At 55.2% G+C, this 25972-nt stretch carries 27 protein-coding genes; 15 read left to right on the top strand and 12 right to left on the bottom strand.

Annotation, left to right across the window (positions count from 1 at the left end; translation table 11 throughout):
* Position 1: 1 nt before the first annotated feature.
* The 7 genes from MICA_RS01470 to MICA_RS01440 form a co-directional block, all read right to left on the bottom strand.
* Positions 2–1699 carry a DNA polymerase III subunit gamma/tau gene (locus MICA_RS01470; protein WP_014101887.1) on the bottom strand — a complete coding sequence of 566 codons (1698 nt, stop codon included), beginning with the start codon at positions 1697–1699 and terminating at the stop codon, positions 2–4.
* A gap of 60 nt (positions 1700–1759) precedes the next feature.
* Positions 1760–2887 carry a glycosyltransferase family 4 protein gene (locus MICA_RS01465; protein ID WP_014101886.1) on the bottom strand — a complete coding sequence of 376 codons (1128 nt, stop codon included), beginning with the start codon at positions 2885–2887 and terminating at the stop codon, positions 1760–1762.
* Positions 2871–4037, bottom strand: coding sequence for a DegT/DnrJ/EryC1/StrS family aminotransferase (locus MICA_RS01460; RefSeq protein ID WP_014101885.1), 1167 nt, complete (start codon positions 4035–4037; stop codon positions 2871–2873). Before MICA_RS01460 ends, MICA_RS01465 begins: the two co-directional genes overlap by 17 nt.
* A complete protein-coding gene (locus MICA_RS01455) occupies positions 4030–5619 on the bottom strand; it encodes a Gfo/Idh/MocA family oxidoreductase (protein ID WP_041793723.1) in 1590 nt (529 codons plus the stop codon). The genes MICA_RS01460 and MICA_RS01455 overlap by 8 nt, the downstream gene beginning before the upstream one ends.
* Positions 5620–5641: 22 nt before the next feature.
* On the bottom strand, positions 5642–7027 hold the full coding sequence (locus MICA_RS01450; RefSeq protein WP_014101883.1) for a nucleotide sugar dehydrogenase: 1386 nt from the start codon (positions 7025–7027) through the stop codon (positions 5642–5644).
* 182 nt (positions 7028–7209) lie between these two features.
* Positions 7210–7953: a response regulator transcription factor gene (locus tag MICA_RS01445; protein WP_014101882.1), complete on the bottom strand. Its 744-nt coding sequence runs from the start codon at positions 7951–7953 to the stop codon at positions 7210–7212.
* 208 nt (positions 7954–8161) lie between these two features.
* Positions 8162–9670: a CoA-acylating methylmalonate-semialdehyde dehydrogenase gene (locus MICA_RS01440; RefSeq protein ID WP_014101881.1), complete on the bottom strand. Its 1509-nt coding sequence runs from the start codon at positions 9668–9670 to the stop codon at positions 8162–8164.
* A gap of 136 nt (positions 9671–9806) precedes the next feature.
* On the opposite strand from MICA_RS01440, the gene MICA_RS01435 reads away from it, so the two are divergent.
* The 8 genes from MICA_RS01435 (at position 9807) to MICA_RS12395 (ending at position 15722) form a co-directional block, all read left to right on the top strand.
* The gene (locus MICA_RS01435; protein WP_014101880.1) at positions 9807–11069 is read left to right on the top strand and encodes a GTP cyclohydrolase II; all 1263 of its coding nucleotides are present in this window, start codon (positions 9807–9809) and stop codon (positions 11067–11069) included.
* Positions 11062–11733 carry a uracil phosphoribosyltransferase gene (gene upp, locus MICA_RS01430; protein ID WP_014101879.1) on the top strand — a complete coding sequence of 224 codons (672 nt, stop codon included), beginning with the start codon at positions 11062–11064 and terminating at the stop codon, positions 11731–11733. Before MICA_RS01435 ends, upp begins: the two co-directional genes overlap by 8 nt.
* A gap of 398 nt (positions 11734–12131) precedes the next feature.
* Positions 12132–13142: an alpha/beta hydrolase gene (locus tag MICA_RS01425; RefSeq protein WP_014101877.1), complete on the top strand. Its 1011-nt coding sequence runs from the start codon at positions 12132–12134 to the stop codon at positions 13140–13142.
* A 109-nt stretch (positions 13143–13251) separates the two neighbouring features.
* Positions 13252–13893: an FMN-dependent NADH-azoreductase gene (locus MICA_RS01420; protein ID WP_014101876.1), complete on the top strand. Its 642-nt coding sequence runs from the start codon at positions 13252–13254 to the stop codon at positions 13891–13893.
* Between the two features lie 264 nt (positions 13894–14157).
* On the top strand, positions 14158–15048 hold the full coding sequence (locus tag MICA_RS01415; protein ID WP_014101875.1) for a pirin family protein: 891 nt from the start codon (positions 14158–14160) through the stop codon (positions 15046–15048).
* A 116-nt stretch (positions 15049–15164) separates the two neighbouring features.
* Positions 15165–15314: a hypothetical protein gene (locus MICA_RS12220; protein ID WP_014101874.1), complete on the top strand. Its 150-nt coding sequence runs from the start codon at positions 15165–15167 to the stop codon at positions 15312–15314.
* Between the two features lie 130 nt (positions 15315–15444).
* The gene (locus MICA_RS12215) at positions 15445–15582 is read left to right on the top strand and encodes a hypothetical protein (protein ID WP_014101872.1); all 138 of its coding nucleotides are present in this window, start codon (positions 15445–15447) and stop codon (positions 15580–15582) included.
* Between the two features lie 11 nt (positions 15583–15593).
* Positions 15594–15722: a hypothetical protein gene (locus MICA_RS12395; protein ID WP_014101871.1), complete on the top strand. Its 129-nt coding sequence runs from the start codon at positions 15594–15596 to the stop codon at positions 15720–15722.
* A gap of 100 nt (positions 15723–15822) precedes the next feature.
* On the opposite strand, the gene MICA_RS01410 is transcribed toward MICA_RS12395, so the two are convergent.
* On the bottom strand, positions 15823–16416 hold the full coding sequence (locus MICA_RS01410; RefSeq protein ID WP_014101870.1) for a TetR/AcrR family transcriptional regulator: 594 nt from the start codon (positions 16414–16416) through the stop codon (positions 15823–15825).
* A gap of 184 nt (positions 16417–16600) precedes the next feature.
* On the opposite strand from MICA_RS01410, the gene MICA_RS01405 reads away from it, so the two are divergent.
* Together MICA_RS01405 and MICA_RS01400 are read left to right on the top strand one after the other, a co-directional pair.
* Entirely contained in the window at positions 16601–17344 is a 744-nt protein-coding gene (locus MICA_RS01405) for a 3-oxoacyl-ACP reductase family protein (protein WP_014101869.1), read from the top strand.
* A 23-nt stretch (positions 17345–17367) separates the two neighbouring features.
* Entirely contained in the window at positions 17368–17979 is a 612-nt protein-coding gene (locus MICA_RS01400) for an NAD(P)-dependent oxidoreductase (RefSeq protein WP_014101868.1), read from the top strand.
* Between the two features lie 36 nt (positions 17980–18015).
* On the opposite strand, the gene MICA_RS01395 is transcribed toward MICA_RS01400, so the two are convergent.
* From MICA_RS01395 to MICA_RS01385, 3 genes are all read right to left on the bottom strand, one after another.
* The gene (locus tag MICA_RS01395) at positions 18016–19023 is read right to left on the bottom strand and encodes a cytochrome d ubiquinol oxidase subunit II (RefSeq protein ID WP_014101867.1); all 1008 of its coding nucleotides are present in this window, start codon (positions 19021–19023) and stop codon (positions 18016–18018) included.
* Between the two features lie 11 nt (positions 19024–19034).
* Positions 19035–20408 carry a cytochrome ubiquinol oxidase subunit I gene (locus MICA_RS01390; protein WP_014101866.1) on the bottom strand — a complete coding sequence of 458 codons (1374 nt, stop codon included), beginning with the start codon at positions 20406–20408 and terminating at the stop codon, positions 19035–19037.
* A 117-nt stretch (positions 20409–20525) separates the two neighbouring features.
* Positions 20526–20858 (bottom strand): winged helix-turn-helix transcriptional regulator, encoded by a 333-nt coding sequence (locus MICA_RS01385; RefSeq protein ID WP_041794166.1) that lies wholly within the window; start codon positions 20856–20858, stop codon positions 20526–20528.
* Between the two features lie 139 nt (positions 20859–20997).
* On the opposite strand from MICA_RS01385, the gene MICA_RS01380 reads away from it, so the two are divergent.
* From MICA_RS01380 to MICA_RS01360, 5 genes are all read left to right on the top strand, one after another.
* A complete protein-coding gene (locus tag MICA_RS01380; protein WP_014101864.1) occupies positions 20998–21879 on the top strand; it encodes a pirin family protein in 882 nt (293 codons plus the stop codon).
* 124 nt (positions 21880–22003) lie between these two features.
* Entirely contained in the window at positions 22004–22633 is a 630-nt protein-coding gene (ycaC, locus tag MICA_RS01375; protein WP_014101863.1) for an isochorismate family cysteine hydrolase YcaC, read from the top strand.
* Between the two features lie 175 nt (positions 22634–22808).
* On the top strand, positions 22809–23288 hold the full coding sequence (locus MICA_RS01370; RefSeq protein WP_014101862.1) for a hypothetical protein: 480 nt from the start codon (positions 22809–22811) through the stop codon (positions 23286–23288).
* 123 nt (positions 23289–23411) lie between these two features.
* Complete coding sequence (locus tag MICA_RS01365; protein ID WP_014101861.1) at positions 23412–24698, top strand: hypothetical protein; 1287 nt, start codon at positions 23412–23414, stop codon at positions 24696–24698.
* The gene (locus MICA_RS01360) at positions 24676–25695 is read left to right on the top strand and encodes an Lnb N-terminal periplasmic domain-containing protein (protein ID WP_014101860.1); all 1020 of its coding nucleotides are present in this window, start codon (positions 24676–24678) and stop codon (positions 25693–25695) included. Before MICA_RS01365 ends, MICA_RS01360 begins: the two co-directional genes overlap by 23 nt.
* A 6-nt stretch (positions 25696–25701) precedes the next feature.
* On the opposite strand, the gene MICA_RS01355 is transcribed toward MICA_RS01360, so the two are convergent.
* Complete coding sequence (locus MICA_RS01355; protein WP_148260398.1) at positions 25702–25938, bottom strand: hypothetical protein; 237 nt, start codon at positions 25936–25938, stop codon at positions 25702–25704.
* Positions 25939–25972 lie beyond the last annotated feature (34 nt).

The following is a 25972-nucleotide window of genomic DNA, read 5'->3' as shown; positions in this document are numbered from 1 at the left end:
TTTAATTGTCTTTGGTTTTGATGGCGATGTCGGAGCCGGGGAAGCGTACCAAAACTTCCGATACAACCGGATGGGCGCGCGCGGCCTCAATTTTGGCACCCATTTCCGCACGTTCAGCACTGGCCAAGGTGGCCGCGCCCGGCGCCGATGACAAAGATACCAGCCAGCGCGAACCCATCGCGCGGGTCAGAATGGCACCCACTTCCTGCGCTGTTTTGGGATGTGCCTCGGGCGCCATACGCACCTCCAGCACGCCGGGACGGATGGCGACAAAATGGGCGTAGTTATAAAGCTCCGTGGCCCAACGAATTTCACGATTGGCCTGCAACACGGCAACCACATCAGACAGGTTGTTCAGCGCGACAGCCTGCATCGGTGCGGCCACAGGTGCGGTTTCAACCACGGGCATCGGCGCGGTCATCGCAACAGCCGCTCCGCCGGACACCGCACGCAAACCCACAGGTTCCGGGCTGCGTCCCGCATCCACATTCATGCCCGGCGCACCCGTGACGCCCGTGTCCTTCATGTCCTTGATCTTTTTCAGCAGGTCGGACGGGTCTGGCAAATCGGCGGCGTAGATCAAGCGAATGATCACCATTTCCGATGCGGCCACCGGGTTCGGGGCAGCCGTAACCTCGCCCAACCCTTTCAACAAAATCTGCCATGCGCGCCCCAGCGTCGGCATAGACAGTTTCGCAGCCAGATCAATCGCACGCTCCAACGCCTCGGGCGACAGGCCCACGGGCATATCCTTGGTTTTCGGCGCGACACGCAGGCGCGTCATCAAATGGGTCAGGTCGAGCATATCCTGCACGATCACCGCCGGGTCCGCACCCAGACGATGCAGGTCGCCCATAATTTCCAAAGCTTCCGGCGCTTCGCCCTTCAGCGCATGTTCGAGCAGATCCAGCACACGGCCACGATCGGCCAAGCCCAGCATCGCCTGCACCTGCGCGGCGGTAATATCAACACCGCCACCCAGCGCAATCGCCTGGTCCAGCAAACTCAACCCATCACGCACCGATCCATCCGCGGCGCGCGCGATCATGGAAATGGCGGCATCTTCCGCGCCGACCTTTTCCCAACCGCAAATATTCGTGAAATGTTTTTCCAGCACCGGAATTTCAACGCGGCGCAGGTCAAAACGCTGGCACCGCGACAACACGGTCACGGGCACTTTGCGAATTTCGGTGGTGGCGAAAATGAATTTCACATGCGGCGGTGGCTCTTCCAGCGTTTTCAGCAAAGCGTTAAACGCCTGCTTGGACAACATGTGCACTTCGTCGATGATGTAGACTTTGTAACGGGCGGACACAGGGGCGTAGCGCACACCATCCAGAATTTCGCGAATATCATCAACACCGGTGCGGGACGCCGCGTCCATCTCGATCACATCAGGGTGACGGTCTTCGGAAATCGCCTGGCACACGGCGCAATCATCGGTCGGCCCCGTGGTCGGACCAGCGGTGCCATCGGCCCCGGTATAATTCAGCGCCTTTGCGATAATACGCGCCGTGGTGGTTTTCCCCACCCCGCGCACGCCGGTCAGCATAAAGGCATGGGCAATCCGCCCGGAATTGATAGCGTTGGTCAGCGTACGGACCAGCGCATCCTGACCAATCAACTGGTCAAAATTCTGCGGCCGGTATTTCCGGGCCAAAACGCGGTACGGGACGGTGCTTTGCGATTCTGTTGCCATGGGTTCCGTTTTAATGGGTTTAACCGCACCCGGCAACCAGACAAAGGTTAAAAACGGCGCTTATCCGGGGGTTTTGCCCGAAATCTGTCGATCAATAAAGGCCCCAGTCCGCTGCGCCAGAACAGGCCAGCGATAATCTCGCTGGACCAAATCACGCCCAATCCGGCCCATAGCCGATGCCAGTTCTGGGTTTGCTGCCAAATCGGTCACGGCTCGGGCCAATGCATCGGCATCTTCCGCCGGAATCACGACTCCACACCCCTGCTCACGGACCAAATCCGCCTGCCCCGGAAAATCAGTCACGATCACTGGAACGCCACAGGCCAGAGTTTCAAACATTTTGAGTGGAAACAATCCAGTCCCTGACCGCCGCCCCGGATTGCCAATTGGAACCAACCCGGCAATCGCATTGGCAATGTACCCGGCCAATTGATGGTGCGGAACGTGGCCCAACACATGAACATGCGCCTGCGTGCGCGCTGCACGCTGAACTGCCGCACTTTCTTGCCCCGCACCGATTACGACCAAATCAACACCAGCGGGCCACCGCGCAGATGCCGCCGCTTCAATCATTGTTGGAACACCATGCCAGCGAGCCAGTGAGCCGAAAAACAGAACATAGCGCCTCGGCAACCCATCGGGCCGTTTGGCATCTGGGTGAAACACTTCCGTATTCGCCCCATTGGGCACCAATTCAATCGGACGGCCGTCCGATTGCACGCGCGCCCAATCCACCAATTGCGGCGTAACCGCGCACAGCCCTGTGGCCCAGCGGAATTGTTGTTTCTGCATCCAGATCAAAATGGATTGAAAAGGGCGAAGAACCGTGTGCGTGATAAACACGTCATCATACGGCCCATTGATTTCATGAAAAATTGGCACGCCGAACACACGCGCCACCAACCCAGTTGGGAATGCCAGATTATGATTGCGCACATATAAGACAGTACCGCGATATTTAAACGGCCAACACGCCCACATTTTAATCTGCAACACCATCAACCACAGCAGCCGTACAGGCAAAGGTGGCGATTTTTTAAATCGGGCATAGGCCGGCTGCACCAACGTGACATCCCAGCCCTGCGCACGCAGGCCGTTTGCAATTTCATTGACGTGAACAAAACTGGCCGAACCCTCGCGCGTGGCTTCCAGCGCGAGGTAGACCAGTTTTTTATCCGGCGACGGCATCACGGACAACGCCGATAATGTAGTCTTGCGTTTCCGTGTCCAGATACGGGTGCATCGGCAGGCTGAACACCGATTGCGCCAAGGCTTCCGACACCGGCACGCCGCCCGGAACGGACGGATAATGTTTGTATCCTTGCTGTTGCGACAGCGGAATCGGGTAATACACCATGGTCGGAACGCTTGCGGCTTTGCACGCATCCATCACAGCGGCGCGGCTCTGGCCCGGCTTCAGGGTCAGGGTGTATTGCGCCCAAGCGCTGGTCGCGCCCTTGTCCAGTTCCGGCACCTTGATCACGTCGCGCAGGCCGTCATTGTAACGATCGGCAACTTTCTGACGAGCAACCAGTTCGTCACCAAATATTTTCAGTTTTTCGAGCAGAACGGCAGCCTGCATCGTATCCAGACGGCCATTCATGCCGATGCGGACGTTGTCGTATTTGTCCGAACCTTGGCCATGCACACGGATGGATTTCAAAAGAGCGATCATTTCGTCACTGTCGGTAAACACCGCGCCACCATCACCGTAGCAGCCCAGCGGCTTCGCCGGGAAGAAGCTGGTCGCCGTGGCCAATCCCATGGAACCGACTTTTTTGCCATTCAACGACGCGCCAAAGCTTTGCGCGGAATCCGCCATCACCCACATACCGTTTTCGGCGGCGATGTCGTTGATGACCGGATAATTGGCCGGTTGGCCAAACAGATCGACCGGAATAACCGCAGCCGGTTTCAAACCATCGGCCTTGGCCGCCGCAATTGCTTTTTTCAGGCTTTCCGGGTCCATGTTGAAGCTGTCTTCCAGCACGTCAACGAAATAGGCCGTCGCCCCAACCCAGGCCACAACTTCCGCCGTTGCCACGAACGTAAAGGCCGGGACGAAAACTGCATCACCAACCCCCACACCCTTGGCCATCAGGACCAGACCCAAGGCATCCGTGCCATTGGCACAGGACAACACATGCTTGCAACCAGCCCACTTGGCCAGTTCGGATTCCAGCTGCGCCACTTCCGGGCCCATGATGTATTTGCCCTGGTGAATCACGCGCACAACCGCCTCATCCACCGCCGGGGTGATACGCAAACGCTGGGCGTTCAAATCAATGAATTGAATTTCCGTTTCCGGTTTAACCAGTTTCAGATTTGCATTAGCCATGGCTTACGTCCTTTTTCCCTTGTTCAACCAGCACCAGCGTGCCGTTATCTTCACGATATTTGTCCCCAGACAGCGGGCAAACCAGATCAGCGCCCAATTTTGCGCCCGCATGGCTCATCCAACCAATGCGCTTGGCCGGAACACCCGCCATCAGGGCAAAGGCTGGAACATTGCTGGCCACCACCGCACCGGCGGCGATAAAGCAATATTCACCCAGTGTGTGGCCGCAGACGATGGTGGCGTTCGCACCAATGGTTGCGCCGCGTTTCACCAGCGTTTGGCGATATTCACTTTTGCGTTCAATTTCCGCGCGCGGGTTGTTCACGTTGGTGAACACACAGGACGGACCACAGAACACGCCGTCTTCCAGCACGACGCCCTTATACAGGCTGACGTTATTCTGAATTTTGCAGGTGTTGCCGACACTGACATCGGGGCCAAGAACACAGTTTTGGCCAATCACGCAATTTTTCCCGATCACCGTGTTCGGCAGAACGTGGGAGAAGTGCCAGATCTTTGTCCCCGCACCAATCGTGCTCGGTTGATCGACATAGGCGCTTTCGTGCACCATCACACCGGGGTGTGAATTTTCAACGGCCTTGACCACCGGACGTTCGGATTTCAACGCCTTGGACGCACGGTCCAGAACCTTCAACACGCGCAGACCCTCACGGCCATCGGTGCGGGCCGATTTACGGCTATCGATGCAATCGGCGAAATGCTGGCATTCGCCGCGCAACGGTTCGGAGACGACCAGCTCAACCGCTTCACCATCGGCTTTTTCCGGCACAGGCACATCGCCGTTCCATTGAATGGCGTGACGATACAAGGTCAGTTTATTCGGCCAGGCTTGTCCATCATCAAACACAGCCATACCTTTTTCACCGACCACTACCAGCTTCTGTTCCTTGAACGGGTGCAGCCAGGATACGAACACATGCGCATTCAACCCGCTGGCAAATTCCAGATGGGTGATCGTCGCATCAGCAATGGAGTTATGCAGCGTATAGGTGCCGTGGGCGTGAACCTGCTCAGGTTCTTGTCCAGCCAACGCCAGAATCATAGACAGATCATGCGGCGCGAAGGACCAAAGAATATCTTCCTCACGACGGATTTTTCCGAGGTTCAAGCGGTTGGAGTAGATGTAGTTCAAACGGCCCAATTCACCGGATGCGACCATATCCTTCAGCTTCAGGAATGCCGCATGATATTGCAGCAAATGCCCGACCATCAGGATGCGGCCATTCTTCTCGGCCAGCTGACACAATTCCTGCGCCTCGTTTACGTCCAGCGACAACGGCTTTTCGACGAAAACATCTTTGCCCGCCAACATGGCTTGTTTGGCCAGCGTGTAGTGCAAAGCAGCCGGAGCAGCAATGGCCACACCTGCAATCGCCGGATCCGCCAGAACCGCATCCCATGTCAGGACCGGCACATTGTGCTGCACCGACATGGCATTGGCCAGATCAGGGTTATGGTCGCAAACTGCGGCCAATGCGCCGATTTCAGCAAAGTTACGAACCAGGTTTTTGCCCCAGTAACCGCAACCCGCAACCGCAATATTCTTCTTCACACTGGACATCCAAAATCCCCGATTATGATGATTACGATTTAACGATGTTGCCGCCGGTCAGGCCGCTACGCTCACACGCGTTACGGGTATCCACGACCAGCTTGGCATTATCGACGATCATTTTGTAATCAACATCATCGTGATCGGTGGCGATCAGAACAGCATCATATTGCGCCAGCGCCGCCGGAGTCAGATCAACCCCCTTGCGACCCGCCAGGGCCATATGTTCGCGCGTCTTCGGCACAACCGGGATGTATGAATCATGGAAATCAACAGTCGCGCCGCGATCTTCCATGATTTCCCACAAACGCAAAGACGGGCTTTCACGCATGTCATCCACGTTCTTTTTGTAGGCAATGCCCAACAACAGGATTTTTGCCCCGTTCAGGCTTCTCTTCGCGCGCACGCTCAAAGCCTCGGCCAGATTGGTGACAACATAGCGCGGCATGTTTACGTTCACCTCGCCCGCCAGTTCGATAAAGCGGGTGGAAATTTCGTATTCACGCGCTTTCCATGTCAGATAGAACGGATCAATTGGAATGCAGTGACCACCCAGACCCGGGCCCGGATAGAACGGCATAAAACCGAACGGCTTGGTCTTTGCTGCGTTGATCACTTCCCACACATCGATACCCATGGCGGAGTAGATCACTTTCAGCTCGTTCACCAGCGCGATGTTCACCGCACGGAAAATATTTTCGGTCAGCTTCACGGCTTCAGCCGTTTCGGTGGAGGATACCGGCACAACCTGCGGCACGATTTTGCCGTACAAGGTGGTTGCCATAGCAATCGCCGCCGCGCCGTCACCGCCAACAACTTTCGGAATGGACGCCGCCGAGAATTTTTCATTGCCCGGATCTTCGCGTTCCGGCGAATAGGCCATGAAGAAATCTTCACCGCACTTCAGACCTGTTTCTTCCAGAATTGGACGCATCACTTCGGTCGTTGTGCCCGGATATGTGGTGGATTCCAAAACGATCAATTGACCCTTGCGCAAATATTTCGCAATCACACGCGTGGTATCGACAACGAAGCTCAAATCCGGTTCGCGCTGTTTCGTCAACGGCGTCGGCACACAGATCAGGATCGCATCGGCCTTGGCCAATTTGGTGAAATCGGATGTCACGTCAAATTTGCCCGTATCCAGAATTTTCTGAATGTCGGAGGACGGGATGTGTTTGATCGGGGACTTACCGCTTTTCAAACCTTCCACGCGGGCTTCATCAACATCAAAGCCTATGACTTCGAAACCGTTCGCGCTTAATGTGGACACCAGTGGGATACCGACATACCCCAGACCAACAACACCGACAGTGGCCTTGGCGGTCGCGTAGGCACTGACCATGTCCTGAATATCGGACGGCAGGTCCGAGGCCGGATCAATCGTCGTAAATTGCGGAAGCGCAGAACTTTTCATGATGAAATCACCCGTCGATTGCCGAAGGCAGCCAAACCATCTGGCCCCAGCGCAATCGTCAATGTTTATGTAAAACCAAGCAAGCCCAAGGCTTGCCCGGTTTGTACAAGATTTGGGACGGCAGGAAAAGCTTTATAAGAAGGAAAAACACCGGATTTAGGGGGCTTGGACTACACCACCCTTTATTCGGCAGGGTCAGCCAGGCCGGTTTTGTGCGGCGCGGGAATTTCGTCTTCGGAATCAAGGGCATCCATGTCGACTTCCGTCGGAATGGTGTACCCCAGGCCGCGCACCGTGCGGATGACGCCGTGGCCCAGTTTGCGACGCAGGGAGGAGACATGCACTTCAATGGCATTGCTTTGCGCCTGGTCCGACCCGGCGCGGCCATAGACGAAATCTTCGATTTGGGTCTTGCTGATAATCCGGCCGATATTGGCCATCAGGATATCCAGCACCGCCGCTTCGCGCGCGGACAGGGATATGGGCACACCCGCCTTTTCTACACTGCAAAACGCGGTGTCGTACCGCATATCACCATGGGTAATAATGTGCTGGGTGCTGCCGCCGACACGGCGCAGCAGGGTGGCCACACGGACCAGCAATTCATCGGGGTTATACGGCTTGCAAACATAATCATCCGCACCGGCATTCAATCCTTCGACGCGATTATCGACCGAATTGTGAACGGTCAGCATCAGCACGGGATAATCCTGCCCGCCTTCGCGCATCTGGCGCAGAAAATCGAAACCGGACATGCCGGGTAAATTCACATCCAGGATCAGCAAATCATAATGCGTCCTGCTTTGCAGCTTTTGCGCAGCAGCCTCGGCCGATTGAACCCACTCCACTTTGTAAGCAGATTTCAAAACCGTTTCCGTCATGGATCCGATGATCGGATTATCTTCGATGAGTAAGAGACTTTGCATTCGATTTGTATCCTGCACTGTAAAACCCCTATCTTAGGGTTACTGTGCCATTCTATTATGACGTGAAGCTTACCGACTTTCGCCGGTGCCCCATATCTTATTGATTCACGTAGATAATAATGTACACGCAGATGACATGCGTGAACACCCCCCATGGATGGGGGATGGCGTTAACACATACTTAAGGTTGGAATATTTATTTCCCGGGTTATTTCATCGTCGGCATGACGAATTGCGCACCTTCGCGCACGCCAGCTGGCCAGCGTGACGTCACCGTCTTCAAGCGCGTGTAGAAATGAATGCCCTCCGGTCCGTGCATACCATGCGCGCCGAACACAGAATCTTTCCACCCGCCAAAGCTGTGGAACGCAACGGGCACAGGGATTGGTACGTTTACACCAACCATCCCGACTTGAATTTTATTGACGAAAGTGCGCGCGCAATCACCATCGCGCGTGAATACTGCCGTACCGTTTCCAAACTGATGATTGTTGATCAAATCAACGGCGGAATCGAAATTGTCCGCGCGCACCACACACAAAACGGGACCAAAAATTTCCTCGCGGTAAATCGTCATGTCTGGCTTCACATGATCAAACAGGCACCCGCCCATATAAAATCCATCTTCATATCCCTGACGGTTCAGTTTGAAATTGCGCCCATCAACGACCAGCTGCGCGCCCTCTTTCAAACCCGCATCCACATACGACAGAACCTTGTTCAAATGGTCGCGCGTCACCAGCGGGCCCATTTCGGATTCATGGTCCGTACCCGGCCCGATTTTCAGGGCCTCGACGCGCGGTTTTAATTTTTGCATCAATTTTTCACCGGCGTCACCAACAGCAACCGCCACCGAAATCGCCATGCAGCGCTCGCCCGCAGACCCATAGGCCGCGCCCATCAGCGCATCCACCGCTTGATCCATGTCGGCATCGGGCATCACCACCATGTGATTTTTCGCTCCGCCCAAGGCCTGCACACGCTTGCCGTTGCGGGCCGCGGTTTCATAAATGTAATGCGCAATCGGCGTGGATCCGACGAAGCTGATCGCACTCACGCGCTTGTCATGCAACAATGCATCCACAGCCCCTTTGTCGCCATGGACAACGTTCAACACACCGTCCGGTAATCCCGCCTGCTTAAACAGATCGGCAATAAACAGCGCAGCGGATGGATCGCGTTCCGACGGTTTCCAAATAAATGTGTTGCCGCACGCAATCGCCACCGGGAACATCCACATGCCAACCATGGCCGGGAAGTTAAACGGCGTAATGCCCGCGCACACCCCAACCGGTTGACGAATGGAGTAGGTGTCGATGTTGGTGCCAACATTTTCGGAATATTCGCCCTTCAAAAGATGCGGAATACCACAGGCGAATTCAACCACCTCAATCCCGCGCGTAACTTCACCCGCAGCATCAGACAAAACCTTGCCATGCTCCGCCGTGATAATCGCGGCCAACTTGTCGGCATTTTGGTCCAACAGATCCTTGAACTTGAACAAAACACGCGCCCGGCGCAACGGCGGCGTCGCGGCCCAGCCGGGCAAGGCGGCTTCGGCAGCAGCAATTGCGCGTTCCACCGTGGCCGGGGCGGCCAAGGCCACCGATGCCGCAATTTCACCCGTGGCGGGATTATAGACCGCACCCGTGCGCCCATCTGGATCGGCATAGGCCCGGCCATTGATGAAATGATGGATTTGTTGCGATGCGGTCATAATTCATCCCCGTGCGGTTCAATTTTTAAGACCCCTATATCTATCATCCTTTGCCCCCGCCGTCACCCTGCGCTATAGTGCCCCTCCATTATTGATGGGCCATATATTCAACAGGGCATAAGGCCGGGAGGCCATAATGAAAAAGAACCGATCCAATCCATCCCATATTGTTCTGACATCCCATCCGCCGAAGGATGGCAAGATTCCGAAAATCACATGGGGCGCGAAAACGCTCGCCGAACGTGGCCCGCTGATCGCCAGCATGGCCGATCACGCTGCGTCCAACGTTATCGGCGCGTATGCCGGGGCCTATTCCGTTTACCGTGCCGTGGCTGTGGCCACCGGTGAACTGGACCCGCTGCACGTTCCCGACCTGCACAACACGTCGCCGCCGGTCAAAATCGGCCCGCATGAACAATGGTTCGAACCGGGCAAGATCGTTTCGCTCGACCCGTGGGGCCACATGGTGGGTGAGGCGTTTGAAGATTACCGCCAGAAGGGTCTGGACGTGCGCCCGACCATCGCCGTGACCCGCGCCCATATCAACATCCCGGAAATTCATGACGCCATGCGCGCGGGCCGTCTGAAACCGGATGGTAAGATTTTGAAGGAAAACGGCGACGTGCGCGTGACCAAAGCTGCGATTGATCCCGTCTGGCATTTGCCGGGCATGGCCGCGCGTCTGGGGGTTGATGAACACGATCTGCGCCGGTCGTTGTTTGAAAATTCCGGCGGCATGTTCCCGGAACTTGTGACGCGGCCCGATTTGAAAGTGTTCCTGCCTCCGATTGGCGGGCACACGCTGTATTTCATGGGCGATGTTGAAACCATCCATGATCCGAATGTCCCGCTGGCCTGCCGCGTGCATGATGAATGCAACGGCTCCGACGTGTTCGGGTCCGACATCTGCACCTGCCGCCCGTATCTGTGCCACGGTATTGAGCTGTGCATCGAAACGGCGCAGCAAGGTGGTTGTGGCCTGGTGGTGTATAACCGCAAGGAAGGTCGCGCCTTGGGCGAAGTCACCAAATTCCTGGTCTACAACGCCCGCAAACGCCAGGAAGGCGGAGACAGCGCCGCGAAATATTTCGAACGCACCGAATGCGTCGCCGGGGTTCAGGATATGCGCTTCCAAGCGTTGATGCCGGACATTTTCCACTGGCTGGGCATTAAAAAGATCGACCGTTTCGCCAGCATGAGCAACATGAAGCATGATGCGCTGGCCCAGCACGGTATCGAAATCGTCCACCGCATCCCGATTCCGGCCGAACTGATTCCGCCGGATGCGGCCGTCGAGATGGAAGCGAAAAAGGCCGCTGGCTATTTCGTTCCGGACCCGGAACAGGTGATGGATGAAAAAGGATTGGAAGGCGTGAAAGGACGTGGCCTCGATGAATAAAACAATGGAAGAACGGAGTGTATCCACCATGAGTGACAATAACGTTCACGTGATCAACCATCCGCTGGTTCAGCACAAACTGACCATCATGCGGAAAACTGATACATCGACAAAAGAATTCCGTGATCTGTTGCGCGAAATTTCCATGTTGATGGGATATGAGTTGATGCGTGACCTGCCGACCGAAGGTGTGAAAATTGAAACACCCTTGGAAACGATGGAAGGCCAGCAACTGGCAGGCAAGAAACTCTGCCTGATCTCGATTCTGCGTGCTGGTAACGGCTTCATCGACGGGTTGCTGGATCTGGTTCCGTCCGCCCGCGTGGGCCATGTCGGTTTGTATCGCGATCCCGAAACATTGATCCCGGTTGAATATTACATGAAGGTGCCCGAGGATCTGGGGAACCGTCAGGTCGTTGTGGTTGACCCGATGCTGGCCACCGGCAATTCGGCCATCGCCGCCGTGGACCGGATCAAGGATCATGACGCCGTGGATATTAAGTTCCTGTGCCTGATCGCCTGCCCGGAAGGGATCAAGGCGTTCCAGGAAGCGCACCCGGATGTGCCCATCTACACCGCCGCGATTGACCGTCAATTGAACGAGCATGGCTATATCCTGCCGGGTATCGGCGATGCCGGGGACCGGATTTTCGGGACGAAGTAAGCGGATCAAAATTCTGAAAAGACAAAACCCCGGCTTGTATGGCCGGGGTTTTTGTTTGTCCTTCAATGAAGGGGTTACAACACGGCGGGCACGGCGATCACGGCGATTCCTTGCTCTCCACAGGCCTTGCCGCGCAAGCGGGAATCCATGCAGGCGGGCCACATCATCAATGGATCCCCGTTTTCACGGGGATGCCGCATGGAGAAAAACGCCGTGATCGTCGTTTCGTCCCTCAATATAATAGCCCCCTTTCATCATCTCAACCATTTGAAATAAATAAGGAATAAATTTTTTTATCATCCGGTACAGATTTCTGTTGTGCCACGCCCAAATCCAGCTTAATATGTACTTATCAGTACAGATTAAGACCACAACAGACCATGAAAGAGAGACCGACCATGAATATCCTTCAAAAAGCAAAAGACCTGTCCCTGAACGTCATTCACGGCACCGCCAAGGGCCCGTACCTCGACAAACCGACCAAGGCCTTTATGGACGCCGTTGTTGCCGCTGGCGGTGCGCCGCTTTACACCCTGACCCCGGCCGAGGCCCGCAAGGTTCTTGAAACCGTGCAGAAGGTGCCCGTCCGCCTGCGTGACGCCGATGTCAAAGACATGACCCTGAATATCGGCCCGACGGGAAGCGTGAAGGTGCGCCTGTACCGCCCGGCTGGTTCCACGGCAAAACTGCCCGTCATTTTGTACACCCATGGCGGTGGCTGGATGCTGGGTGATGCGGAAACGCACGATCGTCTGAGCCGTGACCTGGTTTTCGCGACGGGCGCCGCTTTGATGTTTGTCGATTACGACCGCACCCCGGAAGTGAAATTCCCGGTTCCGCATGAGCAAGCCTACGCCGTTTTGGAATACCTCGCCGCGAATGCGGACTCACTGAATCTGGACAACAACCGCATCATCGTCGCCGGTGACAGCGCCGGTGGCAACATGGCCGCTGTTCTGGCGATCATGGCCAAGGAACGCAAAGGTCCGCGCATTGCGATGCAGGTGTTGTTCTATCCGGTCACGGATAATGTTTCGAACAACAGCTCCTACACCGCGTTTGCGGATGGCCCGTGGCTGACTCTGCCTGCCATGAAATGGTTCGGCGAAGCGCTGCTGGATAAAGATCCGGGTAATGACCCGCATATCTTCCCGCTACGCGCTTCGATCGACACGTTGAAAGGCCTGCCAGAGGCGTTGATCATCACCGTTCAGAACGACGTTCTGCGCGATGAGGGCGAGGCTTATGGCGAGAAGCTGGATGAAGCCGGTGTACGCACCACGGTCACGCGCTATAACGGCACGATCCATGACTTCCTGTTGCTGAATGCGCTGGCCGAAACGCCTGCGACCGAAGGGGCAATTGCCCAGGCCGCCAGTGCCATCAAACGCGCCTTTGGCACGAACTAACCCCTAAGAAGATCCCCAAGCCCACGCAATAGGACGGTCGTTATCTCCCGTAACGACCGTCCGCCGGGGCCTTGTACACGCAAACAAAAGATGAACGGAGACCAGTACAATGAAAATTCTGCATATCGATTCCAGCATCATGGGCGGCAATTCCATTTCGCGCCAATTGTCCAAGGCGATTGTCGAGCGGATTGAAGCCGACCACGATGAATTTGAAACCATCTATCACGATCTGGCCAGCGACCCGGTGCGGCATTTGAGTGGCGAGTTGTTCGCGGCCCAAGCATCCGCCCCCGAACATCGTACCGCCGATCAACAGCGCGACATCGACCACGGCGCAAAAATGCTGAACGACTTTCTGGCCTCCGACATCGTCGTCATTGGCGCGCCGATGTATAATTTTTCGGTACCCAGCCAGTTGAAAGCGTGGATCGACCGCATCGCCGTGGCCGGAAAAACATTCCGCTACACCGAAAAAGGGCCGGAAGGTCTGGCCGGTGGCAAGAAAGTGGTGATCGTGTCCAGCCGCGGCGGATTTTACGGCCCCGACACACCCGCCGCCCCGCTGGACCATCAGGAACCGTATTTACGTGCCGTGTTCGGCTTCCTTGGCATTACGGATATTGAGTATATCCGCGCCGAAGGGGTCGCCATGGGCCCGGATCAACGCCAATCCGCATTGGATGGCGCGATGAACACCATCGCCAGCCAGTGCGAGAAGGCGAAAGCGAACAGACAGGCCGTCGCGTAAGGAGAACGCCCCCAACCCATCTCCCCGCACTCTGTCTAGCCGGGCGTCCTTGTGGTCGGGACGCCCGGTTTCTTTTTTTGGCGTCTTGCCGATTTGCACAACACCAACACGCCCCCTCGAGGAGTGGGGAGGGCTTACACTTTATCTCCTCCCCCCTTTCAAGGGGGGAGGGTCAGGGTAGGGGGATGAGCCGTATGCTCAAGCCTTTCCATTCACCCCATCACTCTTTACAATTCCGGTCATCATTGACCAAAGGATTGCCCCATGTCCCTGATCGAACTGACCATCCCGCCACGTGAAGCCGATATTGGCGACCTGCTCGTCCGCCGCCTGCTGCCGTATATGAAACGCCGCACGTTGGGGCCGTTTATCTTTCTGGATCACATGGGCCCGAAACATTACGACGAAGGGCACGGGCTGGATGTGCGCCCACACCCCCATATTGGATTGGCCACGCTCACATACCTGTTCGACGGTGAAATTTTTCACCGCGATACGCTGGGGTCGCATCAGGCCATTACACCCGGCGCTGTTAACTGGATGATCGCGGGATCGGGTATCGCGCATTCAGAACGCATCGATCACGCCGAACGTGTGCATGCCAACGATGTGCATGGGCTGCAATTCTGGATCGCTCTGCCGAAAGAGTTTGAAGAAAAAAGCCCTGAGTTCGAACATTACGAAGCCAACAAGATCCCCGTTCTCGAATCCCCCGGCGTGCGCATGAAGGTCATCGCCGGATCGGCCTTCGGCGAACACGCGCCCGTAAAAATTCACAGCCCGCTCTTCTATGTCGAAGTGCACATGAATGCCGGGCGTCATATTGACCTGCCACCGCAATATAGCGAACGCGGCCTGTATCTGATTGATGGCAATATTCGTGTGGGCGGCGAAGATGTGATGCCCCACACCCTGCCCGTTTTCCTGCCGGATGGGACCGTGCGGATTGAGGCCGCCACCGACACCCATTTCGTTTTGCTGGGGGGCGAGCCTTTGCCAGAGAAACGCTTTATCTGGTGGAATTTCGTGTCCAGCTCCCAAGAGCGGATCGAACAGGCCAAGGACGATTGGGCCAAAGGGCGGTTCGGGGACATTCCCGGTGATAAAAATGATGCCCTGCCTTTGCCCCCGGACCGGGTAAAATCAGCTAAATAGTTGAAAAATAAAGATAATAAATTTCATACTGATTGATAAATAATTGTTGACTGACCGGTCAAATCTACGTTATTCTATACTTATAAGTACAGAATTAAACAACAAGGATGACCAACATGAAACGCACCCGCTTTAAGAAAACCCCGGTTCTGGATCTGGAATTTGAAACCGGTGATGTCTATCTGGCCGAACTGACCAAACGCGCGAACATGTTCCGCGGTGATGTTCACAGCACCTATGCTGTATCCGACTGGATCAACGGCTAATCAAAAAATGAAACCAACACGAACAGGGAGTTCAAAAATGCAAAACCGCGATGAATTTATCAGTGACTTGATCACATACCTGAAGACTTCAACCCTGACCCTCAACAGCATGAAATAAACGGAGAACAAAATGCACACACAATCATTTCAGGATCAATTTTTTTCACAGCCGATGTACCAACAATTCAACCGCGTTGTGACCCAATTTGAATCCGATGAAAACGAACCGGCCGTTGTTAAATATCTGCGCGCCAACAGCCAAATGTAAGGAGAATAATCATGAGAAATCTGCAATGGGATATCGAAGAACTGATGGCCTTTAACCGCCATATCGCGGAACAGGACGCCCGCATTCGTGAACTGCGCGACCGCGCCCGTTATACAGGAATTGTTGCCCGTCCCCGCTAACACATATCAACAGCGAAAGGATCCACTATGGATTGCTCCTGTATTTAAGGCCCTCCGTCACCGGGGGGCCTTAATCATTTGTGCAATAGCAATACCGCGATCAATTGGTTGTTGGCAACGCATCCAGCGCGTGTTTGGCAATGGCGCGCATTTCATCGCAGGACACGCCGCTGGTGCTCTGGATCGACATCCCGTTCAGGATGGTGGTGTAGAACCGAGCCAGATAAGCGGTGTTGGTTCCGGCGGGCAGGTCGCCATCTTCCAGTGCGCGATCACAGCGTTCTTTCAACAGCCGCGTAATCACGTCGCGGGATTCTTTGGCCGCCTGTTGCGCTTCGCTGCATTCCTCTCCGCCAACCAGTGCGCCATGTACGGCCAGACAGCCGCTCGGGCGCTCCTTGCAGGTAAAGGATTCTGCAGACCCCAGCAAAAAACGCTCCAGCGATTCACGCAAGGTCGGGGCATCCAGCAGGGCTTTGAGCATATCAGTCGCATCGGTCTGATATTTTTGCAGGGCTTTGCGGAACAATTCTTCCTTGTTACCAAAGGCGGCATACATGCTGGGGCGGTTAATGCCCATCGCCTCGGTCAAATCGGGGAGGGATGCACCCTCGTACCCTTTTTCCCAAAAGACGTGCATGGCCTTGTCCAAAGCCTGATCGTAATCAAACTGGCGGGGACGTCCGGCTGCCATTTTCATGCTCCTTTGTCACAGTTACATTTATACTTATAGGTAAAATATACAGAATCCATTGAAAAAAGTCCATGATTATTTTTTACCGTTTGGTAAAATATGCCTTGACCAAACCCCAGCCCCAATATAATATTTACTAAATGGTACATATTTTAACCTTAAGCATTACAGAACGGATACAGACATGACCCGACCACTGGATAACAAAGTCGCCCTCGTCACCGGAGCCTCCCGTGGCATCGGCGCCGCCATCGCCAAAAAACTGGCCGAAGATGGTGCCAGTGTCGCCATCACCTACTCCGCATCGCCGGGGAAAGCCGACGACGTGGTTGCGGCCATTAAAGCCACCGGTGGAAAAGCCATCGCAATCAAGGCCGATGCCGGCGATGAGGCCGCTGTGCGCAAGGCCGTGAATGATACGGTGGCCGCCTTCGGTGGGCTGGATATTCTGGTCAACAATGCGGGCATCGCCATCAATGCCGATATTGCCGCATACACCACCGACGATTTCGACCGTATGGTCAATGTCAACATCAAGAGCATTTTCGTCGCCGTGAACGAAGCCGTGAAACACATGAAATCCGGCGGCCGTGTCATCAATATCGGCAGCGTGATGAGCGAGACATCCATTTTTCCCACTGCATCAATTTACACGATGACCAAGGCCGCCGTTGCGGGCCTGACCCGCGGGCTGGCCCGTGATCTGGGCGCGCGCGGCATCACCGTGAACAACGTGCAACCGGGCCCGGTTGATACCGACATGAACCCATCCGACGGTCCGTCCAGTGATATGCAACGCGGCACAATTCCACTCGGCCGCTTTGGCGAAGGGGCCGAAATTGGTGCCGTTGTGTCCTTCCTCGCCTCTCCCGCCGCGTCCTTCGTCAATGGCGCGCAAATTCGTGTCGATGGCGGCGCCACGGCGTAACCGCCTTTGAAAGGAGACCACCTATGAACATTGCATTGATTGGCGCATCCGGAAATATCGGATCAAAAATTCTGGCCGAAGCGTTAAGCCGCGGCCACAGCGTCACGGCGATCGTCCGCAATACGGACGCTTTGCCCACCCACGATCGGCTGAGCGCGCGTAAAGGCGATGTCGGTGATGAAGCCGGCTTGTCCGCCCTTCTAACCGGGCACGATGCGGTGATCAGCAGCCTGCATTTTTCCGCCTTTGATCCGGACAGTTTGCTGGCCGCGATCAAAGCGTCGGGCGTTAAACGCTACATCGCCGTGGGCGGCGCGGGCAGCCTGGAGCTGAAACCCGGATTGCGTCTGGTCGACAGCGAAGAATTCCCCGCTGAATGGAAGCCGGAGGCCCGCAAAGGGGTTGATTATCTGGCCCGCCTGCGCCGGGAACAGGATCTGGATTGGACCTTCATTTCCCCGTCCATCATGATCGAACCGGGGAAACGCACGGGCACATTCCGTCTGGGCGATGACACGGTTCTGTTTGCCCCCGACGGGTCGAGCCGCATTTCACAGGAAGATTACGCCATCGCATTGATGGATGAACTGGAAAACCCCGCCCATATTCGCCAGCGGTTCACCGTCGGATACTGACAAGAAAAAGCCCCCGAAACGGGGGCTTTTTGTTTCTTAATCGTAATGCAGATCCCGGCTTTTCCCGTGGAATATTTTATACGCCAGGAACGTATAACCAATCAGCACGGGTAAAACGATCAACGCCCCGACCAGAATGATCATCAGCGATTCCGGCGCGCTGGCCGCATCCACGATCGTCAATTTATCCGGCACGATGTAGGGATAGAAGCTGTAGGCCAGCCCGTGGAAGCACAATACGAACAGGCAGATGGTCGCTACGAACGGCAACCAGCACCAATGATCATCCGGACGCGGCAAGCGGCGCAGCGCCGTTTCCAGCCCAATCACCAGCAACCCGGTCATGACCGGAATGGGAGCCAGCAACAAGACATTCGGGAACGTAAACCATTTTTCAAAGATGCGTTCACTGACCAGCGGCGTTGCGATGGACACCAATGTAATGCCCGCGAACGTCCCCCACAGGGCAAACCGCGCCCAACGGGATGCCTTTTTCTGCAACTCACCTTCGGTTTTCATCAACAACCATGATGCACCAATCAGGCAATAGCCAAAGGCCACGCACACACCGGTCAGCAGGGCGAAGGCCACCGGGCCCCATCCGCTATCAAACCCCAGAATATAGGAGCCGAGCATATACCCCTGCGACAACGCCGTCAGCAAAGACCCACCAAAAAACAAATTGTTCCAGATGCCCTTATGCGCGGCACTGACCTTGGCCCGGAAATCAAACGCCACCCCGCGCAGGATCAACCCAATCAGCATCAGCGCCACGGGCAGATACAGGCTGGACAGGATGATGCCATGCGCCATCGGGAACGCCACCAGCAATAACCCAACGCCCAGCACCAGCCACGTTTCATTCGCATCCCAGAACGGGCCGATCGAGGCGATCATGCGGTCTTTTTCAGCCTCTGTAGCCCCTTGCATCAGAATACCAACACCCAGATCGTAGCCATCCAAAACAGCGTAGATCAGCATCGATAAACCCATCAAACCCGCGAAAGCCAGAGGCAGCCAATGTCCGTTTGCAAAAATTTCCATGGTTCTCTCCGTTATTCCGCGATGGCTTCAACAATGGCCTGGCCCGATGCGGGTGCGGCTTCCGGTACTTTCGATCCCGCCTTGCGCGCGATGTACAGCAACGTGCCAATAAAGGCCACCAGCAACACCGCATAAACGGCCAGATACATCGACAGGCTGATTCCGATAATCGGGGCCGGAACGGCGGATATGGCATCCTCCGTGCGCAGCACCCCGGTCACCAGCCACGGCTGGCGTCCGATTTCGGTGACATACCATCCCGCCACCGTGGCCACCCACCCCGAAAACGCCATCGGGATCATGGCAAAGGTCAACAGTTTCGGCATATCACCGCGACGCCACAGGAAAAACGCCGCAGCCCATGACAACACCAACATCAAAACACCCGTCCCCACCATGATCCGGAAGGCCCAGAACACCGGTGCCACAGGCGGGTGATTACCAACAAATTCATTCAGGCCCTCGAGTTCGCCATCCATATGGTGGGTCAGGATCAAGCTGGCCAGATTGGGAATTTCAATGGCGAAATCGTTGGTTCGCGTTTCTTCGTTCGGCATGGCGAACAGAACCAGCGGCGCACCCTCGCGGGTTTCCCACAATCCTTCCATCGCAGCCACTTTCTGCGGCTGGTGTTCCAGCGTGTTCAGACCGTGCAAATCGCCCGCATAAATCTGAACGGGGATCAGGATAGCGGCAATCGTCACACCCGTGCGCAACGCGGCCAGTACAGCCGGCGCCCGATCATTCCGGAACCAGCGATAAGCCGAAATCCCCGCCACCAGGAACGATGCCGTCAGGCCCGAGGCCAGCAACATATGCACCATGCGGTACGGGAAAGACGGGTTGAAAATAATCTGCATCCAGTCGGTGGCATGCGCCTGCATATGGCCCGCTTCGTTCGGGATCATTTCAAAGCCCACCGGGGTTTGCATCCAGCTGTTCAAGGCCAGAATCCAGAAGGCCGAAAATGTCGTGCCCGCGGCGACCAGAACCGTCGCCGTGGTGTGCAGCCACCCTGGAACACGACGGAAGCCGAACAACATGATGCCCAGGAACGTGGCTTCGAGGAAAAACGCCGTCAGTACTTCATATGCCAGCAATGGCCCGGCGATATTGCCCACGGTTTCCATGAAACCCGGCCAGTTGGTGCCGAACTGGAACGACATGGTGATGCCGCTGACCACACCCATGGCAAAGCACAGAGCAAAAATTTTGGTCCAGACGAAATACGCATCCATCCATTTCTGATCCCTCGTCGCATTAAAGCGCATTTTGAAGAACAGCAGGATCCATCCAAGCGCGATGGTGATGCTGGGGAACAGAATATGGAACGTAATGTTGGCGGCGAATTGAACGCGGGCCAGAAGGGCGGGATCGAGGTCCATGAATTAAGACACTTTCCGGGGCGAGATGGCCGCCCCTTTTGTAAAAGGAACATTCTCTGCAATGCACAATACAAAATATGCTCGCCCAAAGCCAGAGAGGAGTGTTCCGCCCCGCTATTATTTTTTTACATACCCGCCATGCTGATACGCCCATTCCTCCATCGCGATGAGAATGGGTTTCAATGTCATTCCACGCGGGGACAATGTGTAATCCACACGCGGTGGTATTTCGCTGTAATCCGTGCGGATCACCAGCCCGTCCTCTTCCATCTCGCGCAGTTGCTGGGTCAGGGTACGGTGGGTAATTGCGCCCAATTCACGCTGTAGCTGGTTAAACCGTTTCGGCCCATCAACCAGCTGATGAATGATGAGAATTTTCCATCGCCCCGCCATTACGGCCAGTGTGGTTTCGACCGGACAGGACACTCCTTTTTCTTTCTTTTCTGCCATTTTATGCCCTTTTCCGACGTGCGGAGCGGTATCTTTTTTGCCCACCGCCATAAGGCGGTATCTTTTTTGATCGTACTTACAAAATGATCGTACTCCACTAACTTACCCTTCGGACAAGAAATTTGAAGGAGGCCCCGTGATGAAACCGCAAAAAAATGATCAGCCTGCCACCAAAGCGATAAAGCGTATCATTCGCAACACACAGGCCCATTGGGTTGGCGACGGCTTCCCCGTCACCACAATGTTTTCATACACCGCACAAGGCGCAGAGGTCAGCCCATTCCTGATGCTGGATTATGCAGGCCCCGCGACATTTGAACCATCCGATCGTCCGCGCGGTGTTGAGCAACACCCGCACCGCGGATTCGAAACCGTCACCATCGTCTATGACGGCGAAGTGGAACACAGCGATAATGCCGGAAACAGCGGCAAAATCGGACCCGGCGATGTACAATGGATGACCGCCGGGCGCGGCATCCTGCACGAAGAAATGCACGGACGTGATTTCACCGCGCGTGGTGGCACGCTGGAGATGATCCAGCTTTGGGTGAATTTGCCCGCGAAAAACAAAATGACCGATCCGGCGTACCAGGAACTGACGGCGGCACGCATTCCGGTGATCGCCTTGCCCGGTGATGCAGGAACATTGCGCGTGATTGCCGGCGATTATAATGGCACGTCCGGGGCTGCCCGCACATTCACGCCGATCAACGTATTTGATCTGCGGTTGAAAGCAGGCGGTGTGACGACATTATCCCTGCCCGATGGCTTCACCACCATGGCCCTGGTTTTGCGGGGTTCTGTACAGGTTAATGGATTGAAAACATTGCAGCCTCGCGACCTCGCCCTGTTTGAATTGTCGGGCAGTGATATATTACTGGAAGCCGCAGAAGACAGCGCGATCCTGTTGCTGAATGGTGCGCCCATTGATGAACCGATCGCCGGGTACGGCCCCTTCGTCATGAATACGCAAGATGAAATTCGTCAGGCCTTTGATGATTTTCGCGCTGGTCGGTTTTGATTCCTTTCAACACTGGTGCCACCACACTTGCTTTTTCGGGGAACCGGGGCAGAATAACGCCCTCAATCCGGCTCCTTATCGTTCACGCTTGTTTTAACCCATCTGATCTTAAAGGACACACACCATGAATCCGACATACAAAAAACTTGATAAAAACAACGCCGCCGTGCTGCTGGTTGATCACCAGACGGGCTTGATCAATCTGGTTCAGGATTACACGCCGAATGAATTCAAAAACAACGTTCTGGCGATCGCGAATGTCGCCAAATATTTCAATCTGCCGACCATTTTGACCACCAGCTTCGAAGATGGCCCGAATGGCCCGCTTGTTCCTGAGTTGAAAGAAATGTTCCCAAACACGCCCTACGTCGCCCGCCCCGGTCAAATCAACGCATGGGACAACGAAGATTTCGTGAAAGCGGTCAAAGCCACCGGCAAAAAACAACTGATCATCGCCGGTGTAGTGACGGAAGTCTGCGTGGCGTTCCCCGCACTCTCGGCGATTGAGGAAGGGTTTGACGTGTTCATCGTCACCGACGCCTCCGGCACGTTTAACAAGGACACGCGCGATGGCGCCTTGATGCGCATGGTTCAGGCCGGGGCCCAACCGCTGAACTGGTTCGCCGTGGCGTGCGAACTGCACCGCGATTGGCGCAATGATATTGAAGGGCTGGGCACGTTGTTTTCCAACCACATTCCCAACTATCGCAACCTGATGAACAGTTACGCCAGCCGCAGCAAACAGGCCGCCTAAGGCGAAACACCCTTAAAAACCCCGCAGAAATGCGGGGTTTTTTATGCCCTTCGCACAAAAGCAACAAAAATACCTAAAAAGCCGTGCTTTCTTAATCGGACCCTCATCCTTTAGGCGTAGATTGAGCGCACGGTCGCGAAAAACCGAAAAAGATCAGAGCAGAGGGGATACAACCATGGCCAAAGATCTGGCGGATATGAGTGCAGAAGAACTGGTAAACCACTTGAATGATATTGCACCACCCGGATCGGAAATGAACGAGGCCGGAGAGCAAACAATCGAGGCACTGGAACAGCAAGGCGATGATTTCGATCCAACGGTCGATTTGCCCGCGCCCGGCACCGAAATTACCCCCGAAGGCGAAAAAGCCATTCAGGATTTTCAAAACCAGTCGAACGAACAGGATTTGATCAACATGATCGAAAGCCTGCCCGCCGCTGGCACCGCCTGGACCCAGGAGGCCGACGATGTGGCCGCAAAAATGGAAGCCTGGAAAAATCAGGATCAATTGGGCCCGGCCGAACGGGGCGTGATTGGCACCCATTTCAACCAAAGCGCCACCGGCGCCTATCAAAACCCGGGCAGCGCCCCGGCCATGGCCCCGGAAAACAGGCCGGCCCCGACGGACCCCAGCATGGCCTCTCCCGGTATGTAGACATTTCAGCATTACAGAAAACCCCGCCCTATCCGGCGGGGTTTTCAATTGCGGATCGCTCTGATAACCCGCATAATTTTCTCCGACACCGACGCCCCACCCTTGATGAGTCCAGCCAACACCATGAAAAAAATGCTTCTCTGCCTCGCTGTATGCGCGCTGGTCACACCATTGACCGGGTGCAGTTCCATCGCCAAAGGCGTGACGGAAGCCATCATGGAAAAGAAGGACAAAGCCGAGGACACACGCTTGTGCGAAATTGCAGGCCCAGCCTTTGAGGGAATTGAAGCCAGCGTCGCCCACAAAGCCGTCGCCGGCGCACCGGGAACGACAAAGGTGTTAATGGTGCACGGGATCAGCAAGCACCTGCCCGGATATTCCGCCCGCTTCCGTGAAAAACTGGCTGCATCGCTGGGGCTGGACAGCATGGATCCGACGATCAAAAACATAACCCTGACCAACGCCGTCGAAAATGGCGAGGACGTGGGAACGTTACGCGTGTCGCGCCATTTTTCCAGCGCCAATGACCGCGAGTTTTTATTCTATGAATTGACCTGGTCCGGCATTGGCGAAATGGACAAAGAGGTGATCGCGTTCGATGATTCCGAGGCTTATAATTACCGCCGCGCCGGGTTGAACAAATCCCTGAAAAAATTCATGAACGCCACCGTGCCCGATCTCCTGGTCTATGAGGGCCTCAAAAAAGGCCTGATTGATAAATCCGTGGGGCAATCCGTTTGCTGGGCCTTTCGCGGATCGTGGGACAACATGCCGGACAATGGCCGCCACTACTGCAACGCCTATGACAACAGCATCGCCACCAACATCAAACAGGATGACTTTTACATCGTCACACACAGCCTTGGCAGTCGCATCACCATCGACACGCTCAACCGCTTTGCCGCCGATCGTGAAAATTGCGAAGAATGTAAAAAACTGGACGGGTTGAACGCCACATTGCAGAACGAAACCATCACCGTTTTCATGATGGCGAACCAATTGCCGCTTCTGCAGGTGGGGCAGGAAAAATCTGGAACCACGGGCGTTACAGATGAATATTGCCAACCCGGCGGATCGCATTACAGCGAGCGCCTGGTCGGCAAAGTCCGGATCGTCGCGTTCAGTGATCCGAACGATATCCTCAGCTACCCGATCCCGCCGGATTATGCCGATGCCTATATCGACAGCCGGTATTGCCCGGAAATCGTGAATATCGACCTGAACATCGCCCACCCGAAAGATTTGCTGGGCGTCACCGAATTTGCCAACCCGCTGGAAGCCCATGTCGGCTATCAGGATGACGACCGCGTCATCGCCCTGATGACCAGTGGCCTCAACCGCAATCATATGCACCCGCTGATCGCGGAAAAATGCAATTGGACCGAATATGCCATCAAGCAGAAAAAATAAAATCTTCGCCGCCCTGCACGCCATCGGCCTTACGCTTGCGATCCTGATTCCGTCCATTCTGGTTGGACTGGCCTTGTGGTATCGCGCACCGTTCCAGGGCCTGTTCGGCTTGGGGGATGGCAGCTGGTTGGCCAGCGGCATTTGGGGCACCTATGTTGCAGCCACGCTTTATTACGCCCTGTTCACATGGCGACGGCCACTGGCGACGGGGGTTTTTATGGTGGCCATGGCGCTGTCGATCATGTGGTGGACGTCGATCAAGCCGCAAAATTACCGTTACTGGATGCCAGAAGTTGCGCATATCGTTGCCGCTGAAATCGACGGATCAAACGTCACGATCAAGGATGTCCGCAATTTCACATGGCGTAGTCTGGATGATTACGATGTGAAATGGGACAAACGTACTTATGATATCGACACCATTACGTCGGTTGATTTGTTCTTATCCTATTGGGGCATGCCCGCCATTGCTCACACATTGGTCAGCTTTGGCTTTGAAAGCGGTGAGCACCTGGTCTTTTCCGTCGAAATCCGCAAGGAGGAAGGCGAGGTTTATTCAAATCTGGCCGGGTTTTTTAAGGAATATGAACTGGCACTGATCGCCGCGGATGAGCGTGACATCATCTATCTGCGCACCAACGTCCGCGGCGAAGATGTATACCGCTACTCGATCAAGGCTAAGCCCGAGGCGATGAGGGCCCTGTTCCTCTCTTACCTGAACACCGGCAACACGCTGCGCAAAACCCCGCAATTCTACAATACGCTAACCGCGAATTGTACAACCATCGTGTTCAACATGGCCCAGGCGATTGTACCGGGCCTGCACATGGACCCGCGCATCATCTTCTCCGGCTATTTACCCGCCTACATCTACGACATTGGCGGCCTCAACGCCCCTGCAGACCTGCCATTGGCAGACATCACCGCCGCAGCAGCGATTACAGAGAAGGCCCGCAGGGTCGAAAGCGGGGACGACTTTTCCGCTCAGATTAGATAATAATGTTCAATTTTTCAGCGATGACATTTCAATACTATGACGTGGCAAACGCTCACGCAAAATCATACAATATGTGGTGATCATAATATTGAACATAGACTGAATAAGGATTTCAACATCCTCATTGCCGCAATTCCGAGCCTCTTCCTTCAAGTATTGCAACGAGTCAACGATGCTCTTTATTTTTTCATAGTCAAAAACCTTCGATTCCATTTGCCCCTCTACTTTATTCGCTCTTTTCATTTACGCTTCACCCATATAGTTAAAGCCACAAAAA

Source organism: Micavibrio aeruginosavorus ARL-13, from assembly GCF_000226315.1.
Lineage (GTDB): Bacteria > Pseudomonadota > Alphaproteobacteria > Micavibrionales > Micavibrionaceae > Micavibrio > Micavibrio aeruginosavorus_B.
This window is presented reverse-complemented; position numbering and strand designations above follow the sequence as displayed.